Origin of the sequence: Microbacterium arborescens (assembly GCF_030369635.1) — a bacterium.
Taxonomy (GTDB): Bacteria; Actinomycetota; Actinomycetes; order Actinomycetales; family Microbacteriaceae; genus Microbacterium.
Genome location: NZ_CP128474.1, coordinates 3,288,642 through 3,305,271, shown reverse-complemented (window position 1 = coordinate 3,305,271; position 16,630 = coordinate 3,288,642). Strand labels below are relative to the sequence as shown.

Annotated in this window: 16 protein-coding genes; 8 read left to right on the top strand and 8 right to left on the bottom strand. The window is 68.8% G+C overall.

What is annotated here, in order from left to right:
• The first annotated feature begins 32 nt into the window (after window positions 1-32).
• From QUC20_RS15625 to QUC20_RS15615, 3 genes are all read left to right on the top strand, one after another.
• Complete coding sequence (locus QUC20_RS15625; RefSeq protein ID WP_120263971.1) at window positions 33-1,061, top strand: AbaSI family restriction endonuclease; 1,029 nt, start codon at window positions 33-35, stop codon at window positions 1,059-1,061.
• Window positions 1,062-1,243: 182 nt separating this feature from the next.
• Window positions 1,244-2,578, top strand: coding sequence for an APC family permease (locus tag QUC20_RS15620; protein ID WP_289330479.1), 1,335 nt, complete (start codon window positions 1,244-1,246; stop codon window positions 2,576-2,578).
• Window positions 2,579-2,633: 55 nt separating this feature from the next.
• Entirely contained in the window at window positions 2,634-2,828 is a 195-nt protein-coding gene (locus QUC20_RS15615) for a hypothetical protein (RefSeq protein ID WP_120263973.1), read from the top strand.
• A 1-nt stretch (window position 2,829) separates the two neighbouring features.
• Here the strand turns inward: QUC20_RS15615 and QUC20_RS15610 are convergent, their stop codons facing one another.
• The 7 genes from QUC20_RS15610 to QUC20_RS15580 form a co-directional block, all read right to left on the bottom strand.
• The gene (locus QUC20_RS15610) at window positions 2,830-3,636 is read right to left on the bottom strand and encodes a CPBP family glutamic-type intramembrane protease (protein WP_289330478.1); all 807 of its coding nucleotides are present in this window, start codon (window positions 3,634-3,636) and stop codon (window positions 2,830-2,832) included.
• A gap of 44 nt (window positions 3,637-3,680) precedes the next feature.
• Complete coding sequence (locus tag QUC20_RS15605) at window positions 3,681-4,016, bottom strand: hypothetical protein (RefSeq protein WP_120263974.1); 336 nt, start codon at window positions 4,014-4,016, stop codon at window positions 3,681-3,683.
• A 35-nt stretch (window positions 4,017-4,051) separates the two neighbouring features.
• Entirely contained in the window at window positions 4,052-5,464 is a 1,413-nt protein-coding gene (locus QUC20_RS15600) for a phytoene desaturase family protein (RefSeq protein WP_289330477.1), read from the bottom strand.
• Window positions 5,461-6,309 carry a UbiA family prenyltransferase gene (locus QUC20_RS15595; protein ID WP_289330476.1) on the bottom strand — a complete coding sequence of 283 codons (849 nt, stop codon included), beginning with the start codon at window positions 6,307-6,309 and terminating at the stop codon, window positions 5,461-5,463. Before QUC20_RS15595 ends, QUC20_RS15600 begins: the two co-directional genes overlap by 4 nt.
• Before the next feature lie 66 nt (window positions 6,310-6,375).
• The gene (locus QUC20_RS15590) at window positions 6,376-7,305 is read right to left on the bottom strand and encodes a hypothetical protein (protein WP_289330475.1); all 930 of its coding nucleotides are present in this window, start codon (window positions 7,303-7,305) and stop codon (window positions 6,376-6,378) included.
• 9 nt (window positions 7,306-7,314) lie between these two features.
• A complete protein-coding gene (locus QUC20_RS15585) occupies window positions 7,315-8,862 on the bottom strand; it encodes a cryptochrome/photolyase family protein (RefSeq protein ID WP_289330474.1) in 1,548 nt (515 codons plus the stop codon).
• 61 nt (window positions 8,863-8,923) lie between these two features.
• Window positions 8,924-9,874, bottom strand: a complete 951-nt coding sequence (locus QUC20_RS15580; RefSeq protein WP_289330473.1) for an ATP-grasp domain-containing protein — start codon at window positions 9,872-9,874, stop codon at window positions 8,924-8,926.
• 92 nt (window positions 9,875-9,966) lie between these two features.
• Here QUC20_RS15580 and QUC20_RS15575 point away from each other — a divergent pair, with 92 nt between their 5' ends.
• Entirely contained in the window at window positions 9,967-10,356 is a 390-nt protein-coding gene (locus tag QUC20_RS15575; protein ID WP_120263980.1) for a DUF2256 and DUF3253 domain-containing protein, read from the top strand.
• Between the two features lie 19 nt (window positions 10,357-10,375).
• Here QUC20_RS15575 and QUC20_RS15570 read toward each other — a convergent pair whose 3' ends face one another.
• Complete coding sequence (locus tag QUC20_RS15570) at window positions 10,376-11,593, bottom strand: ROK family protein (RefSeq protein ID WP_289330472.1); 1,218 nt, start codon at window positions 11,591-11,593, stop codon at window positions 10,376-10,378.
• A gap of 172 nt (window positions 11,594-11,765) precedes the next feature.
• Here QUC20_RS15570 and QUC20_RS15565 point away from each other — a divergent pair, with 172 nt between their 5' ends.
• From QUC20_RS15565 to QUC20_RS15550, 4 genes are read left to right on the top strand one after another with little or no spacing between them, the layout of a single operon-like run.
• A complete protein-coding gene (locus tag QUC20_RS15565; protein ID WP_289330471.1) occupies window positions 11,766-13,019 on the top strand; it encodes an ABC transporter substrate-binding protein in 1,254 nt (417 codons plus the stop codon).
• Window positions 13,016-13,939: a carbohydrate ABC transporter permease gene (locus QUC20_RS15560; RefSeq protein ID WP_289330470.1), complete on the top strand. Its 924-nt coding sequence runs from the start codon at window positions 13,016-13,018 to the stop codon at window positions 13,937-13,939. The genes QUC20_RS15565 and QUC20_RS15560 overlap by 4 nt, the downstream gene beginning before the upstream one ends.
• Entirely contained in the window at window positions 13,939-14,862 is a 924-nt protein-coding gene (locus QUC20_RS15555; RefSeq protein WP_434543647.1) for a carbohydrate ABC transporter permease, read from the top strand. Before QUC20_RS15560 ends, QUC20_RS15555 begins: the two co-directional genes overlap by 1 nt.
• A gap of 31 nt (window positions 14,863-14,893) precedes the next feature.
• Window positions 14,894-16,606 carry a glycoside hydrolase family 13 protein gene (locus QUC20_RS15550; RefSeq protein WP_289330469.1) on the top strand — a complete coding sequence of 571 codons (1,713 nt, stop codon included), beginning with the start codon at window positions 14,894-14,896 and terminating at the stop codon, window positions 16,604-16,606.
• Window positions 16,607-16,630: the final 24 nt, after the last annotated feature.

Genomic DNA, 16,630 nt, shown 5'->3' with positions numbered 1-16,630 from the left:
GCGGTTCCCGCGACGCCGATACGCTCTCGACCATGACCGATCGTCTGCTGTATCTCGCGCGGACGTTGTCGCGCACCAAGCGCAAAGACTACGAGAACTACGTGCTCGGCGCCGTGTGGAACCGGCTCTCGGCCGAGACCCGCGCGCACATCAAGCCGGTGTCGCAGCAGACGGTCCGCGCGAGCGACGGAGGGCTCTTCTACCTCGACCTCTTCTTTCCCCAACTCAACATCGCCGTGGAATGCGATGAGCTGCATCATCTCCGTCAGAAGGCGGACGACACCCTGCGCGAGAGCAGCGTGCGTGCGACGTTGGATCCTGTGGAAGACCCCGATGTCTTCGCCACCATCACGGCCATCTCCGCCGACGCCGGCTGCCGAATTCTCCGCGTTCCGGTTCCGGAGGCGCCGAAGGCGGCCGGAAAGGGTCCGGCCGTATCCGCACCCGCCCACACGCTCAGCCTCGAGGCGTTCGAGAAGGCCATCGACGCGCAGGTGGCAGAGATCGAAGCCGCTTCGCGAGAGGCGCGCTCGCGAAGCGGCTTCGTGAGCTGGAACGAGCTGGACGCCCGCGATGAGCCGGAGCTCTTCTACCGCGAGCGCACGGAGTTCGCGGTGGAGGATGCCGTGGTGTTCTCGACCATCGGCGAGATCTGCAACGTTCTGCTCGGCGCCGGCTACTCTTCCGGCCTCACCCGCACCCGCGGCTACTTCACTCCGCGATCGCTCGCGGCGACGCGGCGGTCGTCGAACGATCTGTCCGATGTCAAGCTGTGGTGCCCCTCAGAGGTGCGTGTTTCCGGAGCCCGAGCCGCATGGGGCAACACCATCTCTCCCGACGGACAGGAGTTGCGGGAGCATGACCGGCGAAGTGACGCGGAGAGGGCGAAAGCCGGCCGCGCTGCGGCGGATCACCCGCGGATCACCTTCCTCAAGGTCAAAGACCCCGTCACCGGGCGCAGCGGCTACCGCTTCGTCGGACTCTTCCGGCCCCACTCCGTGGACGGCGCCGTGCGCGTCTACCGCCGATCCGAGACCCGCTTCCCCCTCATCGGGAGATGAGGGGCCGCTGCAGCCGCCGACGGCTCGGGCGTTCGCGCAGGTCGGCGATCGCCTCGTCGCTGACACGATCGGGGGCGTGATGCTCGTTCGTCACGCCCCGAGTATTCCGCTCGCGCCGCCGGATCGCAGACGCTTGTCAAGCCGCTACGGGTTTCGCGGTGCCGCGACCTAGCGTTCGCGGAATGAGCAAGACCGACATCCCCGCGCCCACCCGCCTTCGGCGGGGAATCGGCGGACCGCTGCTGTTCGCCTTCATCCTCGGTGACGTTCTGGGGGCGGGTGTGTACGCGCTCATGGGGGTGCTGTCGGAGCGCGTCGGCGGGATGCTGTGGGCGCCGCTGCTCGCAGCCCTCGTGCTCGCGCTGCTCACGGCCGGGTCGTACGCCGAGCTGGTGACGAAGTACCCGCGCGCCGGCGGCGCCGCCGTCTTCGCCGAGCGGGCGTTCAAGAACAAGCTCGTGTCGTTCCTCGTCGGCTTCTGCATGCTGGCCGCGGGCGTCGTGAGCGCGGCGGGGCTGTCGATCGCCTTCGCCGGTCAGTATCTGCAGACGTTCGTCGAGGTTCCCGTGGTGCCGGTCGCCATCGTGTTCCTCGCCGTGCTCGCGGCGCTCAATGCCCGCGGCATCCGGGAGTCGATGGGCGCGAACTTCGTCATGACGGCCATCGAGGTGTCGGGGCTGGTGATCGTCGTCGTCGTGGTCGGTGTCCTCCTCGCCGGGGGCGGCGGGGACGTCTCGCGCGTGACCCAGGTGCCCGATGGCACCGGAGTCGCGACGGCGGTCCTCGCCGGAGCGATCATCGCGTACTACTCCTTCGTGGGCTTCGAGACGTCGGCGAACATGATCGAGGAGGTCAAGGAACCGTCGAGAATGTACCCCCGCGCGCTGTTCGCGGCCCTCGGCGCGGCGGGGCTCGTCTACGTGCTGGTCGGTCTCGCGAGCAGCATCGCGTTGCCGCCCGAAGAGCTGTCGAGTTCGAGCGGTCCCCTCCTCGCCGTCGTCGAGGCGAGCGGCGTCGCCATCCCGTCATGGCTGTTCAGCCTCATCGCGCTGATCGCCGTCGCCAACGGCGCCCTGCTCACGATGATCATGGCGAGCCGTCTCACGTACGGCATGGCTGAGCAGGGGCTGCTGCCGCGCGCTCTGTCGCGGGTGCTGCCCGGGAGGCAGACGCCATGGGTGGCGATCCTCGCCACGACGCTCGTCGCGATGCTGCTGACGCTCGTCGGCGACCTCGCGCTGTTGGCCGAGACGGTCGTCCTGCTGCTGCTCTTCGTCTTCCTGAGCGCGAACATCTCCGTGCTCGTTCTGCGCCGTGACCGCGTCGAGCATGATCACTTCCGCGTATGGACGTTCGTTCCCGTGTTGGGCATCGCGTCGTGCCTGCTGCTGCTCAGCCAGCAGACGCTGCGGGTGTGGATCTTCGGCGCCATCCTCATCGCCGGCGGCATCGTGCTGTTCTTCGTGGCGCGCTGGGCGCGGGGTCGTGGCGAGCAGGAGAAGACATCGCCAAGATGATTCGTGGGCATATCTTTAGTAGGCTCATGATCTCCACGAGAAGGAGGACGTCAGCGTGATCGTGCTGTTCCTGGTTCTGTTCCTCGGGGGCATCTACCTGATGGGTGCCGCCTTCAACGTCGCCGAGTTCCCCGGCCTCGTGTTCACCGGAGGGCTGCTCATCACCTCGGCTGCCGTCGCCATCCCGTTCCTGATCAGTGCAGTCGAGCATCGCGGCGAGAAGCGCAGCGGTACGAGCGCCGCGGACTGAGTCAGGTTCGAACTGTGTCCTCGGCTTTCCGGCCGAACAGGGCGACCGATGCCAGCGCGATGGCCACGACGGCGGCATTCGCGACGAGGGTGCCCGGCCAGGTCGCCGGCGGAACTCCGACGGTGAAACTCATCGCGTTGAATGCGGTGTGCGCGACGATGCACAGAAAAACCGCATTCGCGCTCGATACCCGGAGAACGGCGCCATAGAAGAAGCGGAACGCCATGATCTGCAGCGCGAACATCGCGAAGTCGATGGCTCCCGATTGATGATTCGTGCCGGGGATGAAGAAGAGCGGCACGTGCCAAGCGAGCCAGATGAGGCCGACGATGAGGGAGGAAAGCAGGTATCCCCATCGGTGGTCGACCGCGGGCTGGAGCGACGTCATCCAGCCCGACTCCTCCATGCCTCCGATGATGAGGTTGCCGGGGATGGACAGGAAGAACATGTACCAGGGCACGGCGGTCGCTGACGGTCCCGACACGGCGACGTGCAGGATGAAGTACACGGTCAGCGTGAGCGCGATGAGGACGTACCCTCGCAGCGGTCCACGCGCGGCGAACACCCATCGCAACCATTCCCCGAGGTGGGATACCCGTCCGTTGCGACGCAACACGATGTACGACGCGATCGCCGGCGAAAGGATGTAGAGGGCGAAAGGCACGTTCGCGGCGAACTCCGGCAATGTCGTGACGACGTTGTTCACCCGGTACCCGAACGTCGCGGCCACGATCAGCGCACCCGCGAATCCGTAGGCGATGACGAAGGTGAGCGCGACGAATTGCCGCGCAATCCGGACATCCCTCATGCCACCACCGTAGAGCCCCGCGGCTGCGCGCACTGCCGAGCGGATCACGGGTGGTTCGACGTGAGGACGAACACCATCGCTCCCAGCAGGACAGCCGCGTTGAACGCAAGGGAAGCGCACACAGCCACCGACCCCGCGCGAGACGGATATCGACCGCGAAGGCCGACGAATGCGGCGGTAGCCGAGAGACCGGCCCATCCCGCGAGGCCTGCAATCCCCATCGCGACGCCAACCGTTCGTTCGAGATCGTCGGAGTCGGAGAACTCTCGAAGGACGAAGCCGCCTTCCCAGTAGAGGCCCGCCAGGCCGAGCATGAGAAGTCCCGAAAGGCCCGCCACGGTCGCAGCCAGGGTGAGGACGATGCTTGCCGCGATACGCACGACCCCATCCTGACGCAACGGGTGCGTTCGCCTGCTCAGGCCGGATGCCGCTTCAGCAGCTTCGAGGCGACGATCATCGCGCCGCCGAGAACGGCGGGGATCCCGCCGCCCGGATGCACCGACGCGCCGACACGCCAGAGCCAGGGCGCGCGGAGGTCGTGCTGCGCGGGCTGGTGCAGCGGACCGCTCATCCACAGCGGTCGCGACGCCCCGTAGAGGGCGCCGTGCGGTTCGCCGAATGTGCCGAAGTAACGCGGGTCGAGGACGGTCGTCTCGGTCATCCCGTCGGTGAGCGGCTCGTCGAGGCCCATGACGCGTGAGATGCGTTCGATCTCCCGCGTCACGAACGGGTGATCGAGCGAGTAGCCCTGTCCGTCGGCGGGGCTCGTCAGCAGGACGGCGAGCGTGCTGCGGTCGTTCGGGTAGATCTCGCCGGCGCGGTAATGGTTGACGAATGCCATCGTGTCGGCGGGCTCGTCGCCAGCGGCGAGACTGCGGTGCAGGGCATCGGGCTTCGTAGGCAGGATGACGCTGTGCGCGGAGATCCGCTCGGGCAGGGGCCTCTCGAGCACGCCGTAGATCGCGACGGCCGAGCACGACAGCGACGGCGAACCGGGAGCGAGCCGACGACGGCCGAGCAGCACGTCGAGCCGCGCGGCGTCGAGACCGCTCACGACGACATCCGCCTCGTGCACGCCGCGCTCGGTCGTGACCCGCCCGCGCTCGATGCGCGTGACGCGCTCACTGGTGCGGATCTCGACGCCCGCGGCATCCGCCAGTCGCTGCAACGCGATGACGATCTCGAACACGCCGCCGCGCGGCACCCACACCCCATCGGCGGCCATGACGGCGGGCATGCTCGCGTACAGCGCGGGAGTGCGGTCGGGAGAGACGCCGGCGTTGAGGGTGTGGATCGCGATGATCTCGCGCAGCCCCTCGGGCATCCAGGTGAGGCTGTCGAGGTAGGCGCGGGTGCTGAGGCGCCGGCCGTACACGGCGAGCAGCCGCCGCAGTGCAGGCAGCGACGAGCGATCGAGCGGGTCGGCGACGAGCAGCGCGGCCACGTCGCCCGCGAGGGGCGCATGCTCGTCGCTGAACCGCTTCCACGCGGGGTGCCAGGGATGCCCCTCCGGCACGGGCAGCGAGACCTCTTCGCCGCGGTAGTAGTAGCGGCCGACCTCATCGAGACGGACGAGGTCGAGGCCCGCGACATCCGCGCCCGTTCGCGATCCTGCGTCCAGACGGCGCAGCAACTCGTCCCAGACGGAGGGGAAGGTCACGAGCGACGGACCGGTGTCGATGCGCTCGCCGTCGAGCTCGATGCGCCGACTCTTGCCGCCGACCGTCTCGGCCGCTTCGAGCAGGGTCACCCGATGGCCGGCGTGGGCGAGAAGGGCGGATGCCGCGAGCCCGCCGAGGCCTGCGCCGACGACGACGATACGACTCATGGATAGATCCCGAGGAAGATGGCGGCGAGCAGCAGCCCGCTGGCGACCGAACCCGCGATGTACGGGAACGCGATGGACAGGGGATACAGCGTGCGGCCGGTGGCAGGCGTCGGACGCACCAGCATCCACACGACGAGTGTTCCCGCGAGCGCGAGGTTCACCAGGGCGACGGGCAGGCTGACGAGCGCGAACAGCACGGTCGAGACCAGCCACCACGCTCCGCTCCACACGGCCGTGCCGCGCGGGCCGAGCAGCACGGCGGTCGTGGTGATACCCGCCTCGCGGTCTTCCTCGATGTCTTGCACGGCGTCGTAGGCGTGTTTCGCGACGCTCCAGGCGAGCAGCCCCACGACGGCCGGCCAGACAGGGGGTGCCTCGAGGGCGACCGGCAGGATCAGCAGCGGCAGGCCGTAGGCGGCGTTGCTCAGCGAGTCGAGGAACGGTCGCGCCTTGAAGCGCAGTGGCGGAGCCGAGTAGAAGACGAAGACGCCCGCGTACAGCAGGATCAGGCCGACAGCGGCGATCGGCAGCGCGATCACGAAGTAGACGAGGAACGGGATGTTCGTGATCGCCACCGCCCACGCGATGAGCTTCACTTCGCGCGGATCGATCCGCGCACCCTCGATCGATCCCTTTCGCGGGTTCAGCGCGTCCGTGTCCTGGTCGAAGATGTCGTTCACGCCGTAGATCAGCAGGTTGAACGGCAGTGTGAGCCAGATCAGGAGGGGGATGGCGGCGAGGTCGATCAGCTGGCCGGTCAGCCACATGCCGAGCGCGCCGGTGCCGATCGTGTTGATCCACAGGACGGGCCGCGAGATGTGGACGAGGCGCGCGATCGGCCTCATCCGAGATTCGTCCGGTCGAGGCGCTTCGTATCGTCGTTCACGCGGATGCTCACGCCTCACGGTACCTCAGCGATGATCGGCCACGGCGCCGCTGCTCTCGCTGCGGGGTCGGCGACGAAGAGCGGTCAGAACCAGTGCGCCGACAGCACCGATGCACGCCGCCACGATGAGCGGCGGCACGACGAGCTCGACAGCGGTCAGCGCCATGGCGAAGACTCCGATGCCGTAGTCGGCCATCTCGGCGGGGTAGGGCGCCAGCACGCGCGTGCCCGCGGCGGACGAGACGGCGGTGAAGAAGGCCGGTCCGATCCACAGCGCGGCCAGGCTCACGACGACGGCCGCGACGCGCCCGGCCGTGCGGAACCCGCACCACGCGATCACGGCGCCGACGAGAACGGCCGGCAGCCACCGGAGCAGCAGCAGGACAGCTGAGGTGACCGGGTCGTTCGCGAGCGACAGATAGCTCTGCAGCGGGAGCCCGATCCATCCGGGAACGGTGAGCGCCGCGAGCGACAGAGCGATCGCAGCGCCGGGGACCGGGGCACGCGCGGTGAGAAGCAGCACGAGCACGCTCATCAGGAGCGAGACGACCATGACGGCGATCACGGCCGCCGCGTACACGACGCGGCGGCTCGAATCCTCGAGCATCGACACCGTCACGACCGACGACTGCGCGATCGCGATGACCTGGATCACGGCCACCCCGAGCGTGAGCCAGCCTGTCGCTCGGCGGGAGCGGCGGTGGCGCAGGATGCGCGCTGCGAGGCCGGCGACGGCGCCGCCGACGACGAGCAGCGAGACGATCGTCGTGAGGTAGTACTGGCTGAACGGCAGCAGCGAGAACGGCGTCGTCAGGTCGGTCTGGTCTGCGGCGAGATTCTGCAGCGGCAGCCGCGCGCCGGTGATCAGCCAGGGCAGCAGACCCACGACCGCGCCCCCGGCCCCGACGAGAACCCAGGCGGCGCCGGACAGTGGCGGGCGGTCGATGCTGCTCATCCGCGCAGACTATCGAGACGCCGCCACGTCGCCCCGCCGGATGGCGTCAGCTCGGTCGCGGATCGCGGTGATCTCGTCGTCGTCGAGGCGCGCCAGGTTCTTCACCTGCAGCGCCATGCGGTGGTTCTCGGCGAGCGGCTCCTCGTGGCGGATGAGGTAGTCCCAGTAGAGAGTGGTGAAGGGGCAGGCGTCGTCGCCGATGCGCTTCGCGGGATCGAACGGGCACGTCTTGCAGTACGGGCTCATCCGGTCGATGTACTTGCCGGTCGCGGCGTAGGGCTTGCTTCCCATGAGCCCGCCGTCGGCGTACTGGCTCATGCCCAGCGTGTTCGGGAGCTCGGCCCATTCGACCGCGTCGACGTACACGGCGAGGTACCAGGCGTGCACCTCGCGCGGGTCGACGCCGAGCAGCATCGCGTAGAGCCCGGTGACCATGAGGCGCTGGATGTGGTGCGCGTACCCGTTCTCGAGCGTCGTGCCGACGGCATCGGCGAGACACGCCATCGGGGTGTCGCCCGTCCAGTACCAGTCGGGCAGCGGCTCGAACGCCTCGAACGCGTTCCGCTGAAGGTAGCCGGGCATCTGCGTCCAGTAGATCCCGCGCACGTACTCGCGCCAGCCGAGGATCTGCCGGATGAACCCCTCGACCGCAGGCAGCGGCGCGTGCTGCCGCCGGTACGCCGCCTCGGCGGCTGCGACGACCTCACGCGGATGCAGCAGCTTGAGGTTCATCGACGACGACAGGTGTGCGTGCCACAGCCAGGGTTCGCCCGGCCACATCGCGTCCTGCGCGTCGCCGAAGCCCGGCAGCCGCTCGTCGATGAAAAGGTCGAGCGCTTCGAGCGCCTGCGCGCGAGTGACCGGCCACGCGAACGTGTCGAGCGAGCCGGGGTGCTCGCCGAATTCTCTCTCGACCAGTGAGATCACCTCGCGCGTGATCTCGTCGGGCGGAAACGTCGCCCGGGGCGGCACGAGTCCCGGGCCCTGCTTCGGGAACGCTCTGCGGTTGTCGGCGTCGTAGTTCCACTGCCCGCCGACGGGTTGCCCGCGGTTGGTCATCAGGATGCCGTGCCGCTTTCGCATCTCGCGGTAGAAGTACTCCATTCGAAGGGTCGCCCGGCCTTCGGCGTGTTCGGCGAACTCGGCGATGGTCGAGAAGAAGTGGCGGTCGACCCGGATGTCGAGGGGGATGCCGGCGGCATCCGCGGTCTGCTTCAGCGCCTCGCGCACGCGCCACTCGCCGGGCTCGGTCACTACGAGCGTCTCGGGCTTCAGCTTTTCCAGGTCGGCGGCGAGCTGGCCGGCGAAAGTGCCCGAGTTCCCCCGCGCGTCGAGCTCCGTGTAGTGCAGGGCGTGCCCGGCGTCGCGCTGGTCCTCGGCGAAGTGGCGCATCGCCGCGAGGAACACCGCGGTGCGGGGCTTCGAGCTCCAGACATGCGTGGACTCCTCGGCGACCTCCGCCATCCAGACGGCATCCTGCGCGGGGTCGAAGTCGTCGAAGGCGCTCGCGTCGGGGTCGAGCTGGTCGCCCAGGACGATCACGAGGTTTCGGAGCACGGTGTCAGCGTAGGAAGGGCCTCGGGTGCGGCCTATCGGTTGTGCGTGAGGCGGGCCTGCGCTAGTTGCGTGCTTCGCCGAGCAGTCCGCCGAGGTACCGGGCGATCTCGCCCGGCCCGGATGCGTGAGCCGAGGCCTCGACGTCGGGGTTATAGTTCGTGTTCGTGTTGAGGTCGTAGGTGACGAGTCGCCCGTCGATCGTCTCGACGAACTCGATCCCGGCGATGCGGATGTCGACGGCGCGGAGGAAGTCGCGGTGCTGCGCGACCAGCGGGTGGTCGGCGGTGATCTCGCCGCGCAGCGCGAAGGGCGGATAGGCCGGGGCGGCGTCCGTGCCCGCGGCGGGGTCGACGACGCACGCATCGGCGGGGCAGAGCTCGAAGCTGCCCGCGCTCGTGTCGACGCGCACGGCGTAGACGAACTCGCCGCCGACGTATTCGGCGCGGGTGACGAACGGCTCACGGGCGAACAGGAACTCCTGGATGAGCGTGATGCCGTCGGGGGATGCCTCGAACTCGGGGCCGTCGACCCAGGCGTCGAACTCGTCGTGGGAGTCCCAGCGGCGGACGCCGAGACCCTTGCCGCCCTGGTTGTGCTTGCTGATGAACGGCACCGGGAACTCGCGTGCGCGCTCCTTCAGGTCACCGGTGCCGAAGACGGCGACGGTGCGCGGGACGTCGATGCCGCTCGACCGCAGGGCGGCGTGCTGGGCGACCTTGCTGACCTCGAACTCGAGGACGTGGCTGCCGCCGACCACGGGGCGGCCCCACGACTCGAGCCAGCGCAGCACTGCGCGGCCGTACTCCTTCGACTGCGCGTGATCGCGGGTGTGCGCCGATGCCGACAGCCGCGACCAGAAGACCCCCTGCGGCGGCTCGGCCGACAGGTTGATCGAGCCGTCGGTGAGCAGCCACTGCTCGGCGGGGACGTCCTCGGCGGCGAACGCGGCCGCGAAGGGCGCCCACCACTCGGGGTTCTCGTGGATCACGTACACCTTCGGCGACAACGACATCCCGCCAGGCTAAGCCGGAGAGGCGGGCCCGGGCGCACCCGGCGTCTGTCAACAGCGCGCGTCCACGCCCGGAACGCGCGCAGACTGGACGCATGCCCCGAGCTGCCGCCGCCGCGACCCCGCCGCCGAAGACGTGTGCGTCGTGCGGGCGCGAGATGCAGTGGCGTGCGAAGTGGGCAAAGAACTGGGACGAGGTCCGCTACTGCTCGGATGCCTGCCGCCGTCGCGGCATCCGTCCCGTCGACGCGCAGCTGAGCGAGAAGATCCTGGAGCTGCTGAGCGCCCGCTCGGCGGACGCGACGATCTGTCCGTCCGAGGCCGCGCGCGCCGTCGGCGGCGAGGAGTGGCGCGACCTGATGGAGCCTGCGCGTCGCGCCGCGCGGCGGCTCGTCGCCGACGGCGAGGTCGAGATCACGCAGCGCGGCATCGTGGTGGACCCATCGACGGCGAAGGGACCGATCCGCATCCGTCGCGCCCGCTGACGCCGGCGCCCGCGCGCGGTCAGGCGCTCGCGCTCGCGCGCGCCGCCCACACGTCCAGTGCCGAGGCTCGGGCGGCTTCTGCTGCTCCGGCTACGGCGCCGACCACGACGACGTCGGCGCCGAGATCGGATGCCACGAGCTCTGGCGCCGGCAGGTCGAGGTCGGTCGGGAGGAACCGGCGCGCGGCGGCGACGACTTCTTCGACGCCCGCGGAGATGCCACCCGAGACGACGACGCGCTGGGGGTCGAACATGCTCCCGAGCACGCTCACGATGCGGGCGAGCGTCATTCCGACGCGTTCGGCGATGCGAAGGGCGTCGGCGTCGCCGCGCGCGGCGAGCTCGAGCACGGCGCGGGCATCAAGATCGGCGGATGCGAGGGCCGAGAGCGGGCTCTCGGGCGAGAGCTCGCCGCCCGCGGCGGCTTCCCTCGCCCACTGAACGGCGCGAGTTCCGAGCCCCTCCGCGTTCCCGACCCCCTCGACGTGGTCGAAGGCGACCATCTCGCCCACCCCGCCGTGTCGTCCCCGCAGCAGGTTGCCGTCGACGACGACACCCGCCCCGAGGCGCGTCCCCGCGAGCAGGGCGATGAAGTCGCGGCACTCGGCCGCGGCGCCGACGGAGCCCTCGGCGACGGCGGCGAGCGAGGCGTCGTTGTCGACTCGCACGATCGGCGCCCACGACAGTTCGTCGACGAGCCCCGGGTTCATGCGCGCCCAGAACCCGCGGGGGTGCTCAGGCGAGTGTCCTTCGCCATCGACGGGTGCCGGCACGCCGACGCACACGGCGAGCACATCGCCACGCGTTCGCCCGGCGGCGTCGAGTGCCGCGTCGATGACGGCGATGATCCGCCGGGCGCGGGTTGCGGCATCGTCGCCGTCGAGCACGAGAGTCGCGCGCTGCGTGGCGAGGCTGCGCGAGCGGAGGTCTGTCACGGTCGCGGTGAGGTGCACATGCCCGGCATCCACGCCGACCAGCACGGCAGCATCGTCGCGGAGCGCGAACCGGCGGGCGGGGCGTCCCTTGCGGTAGTCGCCCGCGAGGCGTGCGTTGGGGAGCTCTCGCAGCAGCCCGAGCTCGTCGAGGGCCTCGAGTGCGTCGATCGTCGTCGAGCGGGTCAGCCCGGTCGCGGCGATGACGTCGGTCGCGGTGAACTCCGCCGAGGTCCAGGCAAAGGCGAGGACCGCGTCGTGGCTCGCGGGGCGCGCGGCCACCGTCGTCATCGTCGTCGTCGACATGCGTGTTGACCTTTCTGATCCGGCCCTGCCATACTGCCGTTCAGTAATTGATTTGGCGAGTAAATTTACTCGGCGACGATTCGAGCCGCAATGAGGCGATCGGAGGAAACAGGTGACGGAGCCGGTGTGGAACAGGGCGAGACGGTCGAGGCGCATCGTCGCGTCGGCGGCGGTGGCCGCGCTCGCCGCGACGCTGCTCGTGGGGTGCTCAGCGGACGGGCGGGAGACGATCCGCTTCACCTTCAGCAAGCGTGAGGCGCTGTCGTTCATGCAGGACGTGGTCTCGCAGTACAACGCCTCGCAAGACCGCGTGCGCGTCGAGATGGACACCTCGGGAGTGGATGTCGTCTCCGCCAGCTTCGTCCGGGGCAATCCTCCCGACATCATGCTGGCCAACTACAACTACGAGGTTGCCCGATTCGTTCAGCGATGCGCGCTGACGGATCTCGCCGGCACCGACGCCGCCGCGAGCACCCGCGAAGACTTGCAGCCGCTCATGGACCAGTACGGCACGTGCCCCGGACGCACGAGCGCCCTGCCCTACTCGGTCATGGCGTCGTCGGTCATCTACAACACCGCGATCTTCGACGAACTCGGCCTAGAGGTCCCGACGACGTGGAGCGAGCTCATTGCGGTGTGCGACGCGCTGCAGGCGGCGGGGGTCACCCCGTTCTACGCGACCTTCAAGGACGACTGGACCATCGGTCAGGGCTGGTACGACTACGCCGTGGGCGGCTCGGTCGACGTCCTCGACTTCTTCGACCGGCTCGCGACGGAGGGCGCGGATGTCGGTCCCGAGTCCTCCACGTCGTTCGAGAAGGACTTCGCCGAGCCCGCAGAACGGATGCTGCAGCTGACCGGTGCCTACGTCAACCGCGACGCCGCGAGCCGCGGCTACGGCGACGGCAACCTGGCCTTCGCCCAGGGCGAGGCGGCGATGTACCTGCAGGGACCGTGGGCCTTCAGCGAGATCGCGAAGACCGCCCCCGACCTCGACCTCGGTACCTTCCCGCTGCCGATGACCGACGACCCGGCCGACCGCGCAGTGCGGGTGAACATGGACCTCGCGGCGATGATCCCCGAGGGGTCGCGTCATCAGGACGCCGCCCGTGACTTCCTCGAATACCTCTTCCGACCCGAGATCATCGAGGCCTACAACGCCTCGCAGCTCGGCTTCAGCCCGACGACGGATGCCGCACCGCCCGACGATCCGCGCATCGCGGGGATGGAGGAGTTCTACGACGCCGGGCGCGTCTACCAGGGTCCCTCGGTGCTGGTGCCGAAGACCATCCCCGTCTTCGGGTATGCGCAGGCGATGGTCTTCGGCGACAGCCCGGCATCCGTCCTCCGCACGATGGACACCGACTGGGCGCGACTGGCCTTCCGCCAGCCCGCGCTGACGAACGAGGCGGAGAGCGCGCGATGACCGCGACGACGAGTTCCACGACGACGATCCTCACCGGCGGTGACCGGCGCGCCCGCCGGAGCCACCGCCGGGTCGAGCCGATCTACTACGTGTTCCTGCTGCCCAGCCTGGTGCTGTTCACGCTCGCGATCACGGTGCCCGGCCTCATCGGCATCTTCTTCAGCCTCACCGACTCGATCGGGATCGGGGAGTGGCGCTTCGTCGGCCTGACGAACTACATCGCGCTCTTCAGCGACCCGGCGATCCTGCAGAGCTACCTGTTCACCGCGGGCTTCGCGATCGCGACGGTCATCGTCGTGAACGTCATCGCGTTCCTGCTCGCTGTCGGCCTGACCGCGCGCATCCGATTCAAGACGGGCCTGCGCACGATTTTCGTCATCCCGATGGTGATCTCGGGCATCATCATCGCCTACGTCTTCAACTTCCTGTTCTCGAACTCGCTGCCCGCCGCGGGCACATCGCTCGGGCTTCCCTGGCTCGAGACGAGCCTCCTGGCGAACCCCGACCTCGCGTGGGTGGCGATCGTCATCGTGACGGCCTGGCAGGCAATCCCCGGCACGCTCCTCATCTACATCGCCGGGCTGCTGTCGGTTCCGGGTGACGTCTACGAGGCGGCAGATCTCGATGGCGCGTCGAAGACGCAGCAGCTGCTGCGCATCACGGTGCCGCTCGTCGCGGGATACGTCGTCATCAACGTCATCCTCGGGTTCAAGGGCTTCCTCAACGCCTACGACATCATCGTCGGCCTGACCAACGGGGGACCGGGCACCGCGACCCGCAGCGTCGCGATGACGATCATCGCGGGCTTCAACGGCGGTGACTACGCCTATCAGATGGCCAACGCGACCATCTTCTTCGTCGTCGCCGTGCTCATCTCGCTGCTCCAGCTCTCGCTCACGCGTGGAAGGAACTCGTTCTGATGTCCACTTCTCAGCCCGCGCTCGCGTTCGAGCAGGCGGATGCCGTCACCGTCGGCGCCCGCCGTCGCGCCCGTCCGTCCCGCGTGGCCCGCACCGGGAAGGGCGAGCGCATCAGCTGGTCCACGACCGTCATCCTGATCCTCTGCGCCGTCACGGTGCTGCTGCCGCTGTATGTCACCGTCTCGATGGCATTCAAGACGACCGGTCAGGCGGTCGACGGCAACGCGTTCTCGTTGCCGGCGCCCTTCAGCATCGACGGGTTCGTGCAGGCGTGGAACCTGACCAGATTCCCGGTCGGGGCCGCGATCTCGTTCTTCGTCACCGCAGGCACGGTCGTTGCGACCATCATCCTCGCCGCTTTCGCGTCGTACGCGATCGTCCGCAACTGGGACCGCCGGCTGTTCCGCTACTCGTTCTTCTACCTGCTGGCGGCGATGTTCATCCCGTTCCCGGTGGTGGCTCTGCCGCAGATCCAGCTGACCGGTCGTCTCGGCCTCGACAACCCGGTCGGCGTGGTGCTGCTGGCGACGATGTTCCAACTCAGCTTCAGCGTGCTGCTGTTCACCGCGTTCCTGCGCTCGATCCCCATCGAGCTCGAGGAGAGCGCGCGCATCGACGGCGCGTCGACGTGGCAGACCTTCTGGAAGCTGATCTTCCCGCTGCTCGCGCCCATGAGCGCGACGGTCGGCATCTTCGCCTTCCTCTACGCCTGGAACGACTTCATGCTGCCGTCGCTGATCATCTCGGACCCCGCCATGCAGACCCTGCCGGTGCGGCAGAACCTGTTCCAGACCCAATTCAGCAACAACTACAACGTCTCCTTCGCCTCGTACCTCATGGCGATGGCGCCCGCGATCCTGGCGTACCTGTTCACGCAGCGCTGGGTGATGGAGGGCGTCACCCAGGGTGCGGTCAAGGGCTGACCACGCGAACCCCATGAAAGGACACATCTCCGTGACAACCTCGCTAGACCTCGCCGCCGGCCCCGACGCCGACACCGTCCTCGGTGATGAGTCCGCCCCGTGGTGGCGGCAGGGGGTGGTCTATCAGATCTATCCCCGGAGCTTCTCCGACGCCAACGGCGACGGGCTGGGCGACCTCCCCGGCATCACGGCGCGCGTCGACTACCTGGCGGAGCTCGGGGTGGATGCCGTCTGGCTCAGCCCGTTCTACCCCTCCGAGCTCGCCGACGGTGGCTACGACGTCGCGGACTATCGCAACGTGGATCCGAGGCTCGGAACGCTCGAGGACTTCGACGCGATGCTCGCGGCGCTGCACGAGCGCGGCATCCGTGTCGTCGTGGACATCGTGCCGAACCACACCTCGGACCAGCACGTCTGGTTCCAGGAAGCGCTCGCTGCAGGCCGGGGATCCGCCGCGCGTGAGCGCTACATCTTCCGAGAGGGCACGGGCCCGGAAGGTGCCGAGCCGCCGACCGACTGGCTGTCGGTGTTCGGCGGATCGGCCTGGGAACGCGTCTCGGACGGGCAGTGGTACCTCCACAACTTCGCCCGCGAGCAGCCCGATCTGAACTGGGACCACCCCGAGGTGCGGGCCGACTTCGTCCAAACGCTGCGATTCTGGTCCGACCGCGGCGTCGACGGGTTCCGCATCGACGTGGCGCACATGCTCACGAAAGACCTCACCGAACCGCTTCCCTCGCGTGCTGAGCTCGACCTCATCCCGCGCGACGGCAACCACCCGCTGATCGACCGGGATGACGTCCACGAGGTGTACGCCGAGTGGCGCGCCGTCTTCGACTCGTACGACCCGCCCCGCACCGCGGTCGCGGAAGCGTGGGTCGACCCGGCGCGCATCCACCTGTACGCGCGCCCGGAGAGCCTCGGCCAGGCATTCAACTTCGATCTGCTCGAAGCCGACTTCGACGCGGCGGCCTTCCGCCGGATCATCACGGACAATCTCGCTCTCGCCCGTCAATCGGGATCGTCGAGCACGTGGGTGCTGTCGAACCACGACGTCGTCCGGCACGCCACAAGGTACGGGCTGAAGACGCCGACCGCGGAGACGAGCATGCCCTCGCGGCATGGCGGGCAGTGGCTCATCGACGGCGGCGACGAGGCGGGCCTCGACCGTGAGCGCGGGCTGCGCCGAGCCACGGCCGCGACGATGTTCATCCTCGGCCTGCCGGGGTCGACTTACATCTACCAGGGCGAAGAGCTCGGACTGCACGAGGTCGCTGACATTTCGGCATCCGATCGTCAGGACCCGACCTTCTTCCGCACCGAGGGTGCCGAGATCGGACGCGACGGATGCCGTGTGCCGTTGCCCTGGACGACGACCGACCCGTCGTTCGGGTTCGGCGACGGCGGTTCTCACCTGCCGCAGCCCGCCTGGTTCGCCGAGCATGCCGTCGCGGCTCTCGACGGCGCACCCTCGTCGACGCTCAATCTGTACCGGAAGGCACTACGGCTGCGATCCCTCCTCCAAACAGGGGAGGAGCTGACATGGATCGAGACGGGCCGTCCCGACGTGCTGCACATCGAGCGACCCAACGGATGGCAGGTCGTGACGACATTCGGCGCGGAGCCGTACCCGGTGCCGGCGGGGGAGATTGTGCTCGCGACGCAGCCCCTCGTCGACGGGTGGCTCCCCGGCGAGGCGACCGTCTGGCTCGCGCCGGGCGGAGCCGATCAGGTGCACGCCTGACATCGCCTATCCCAGATCGGAGTT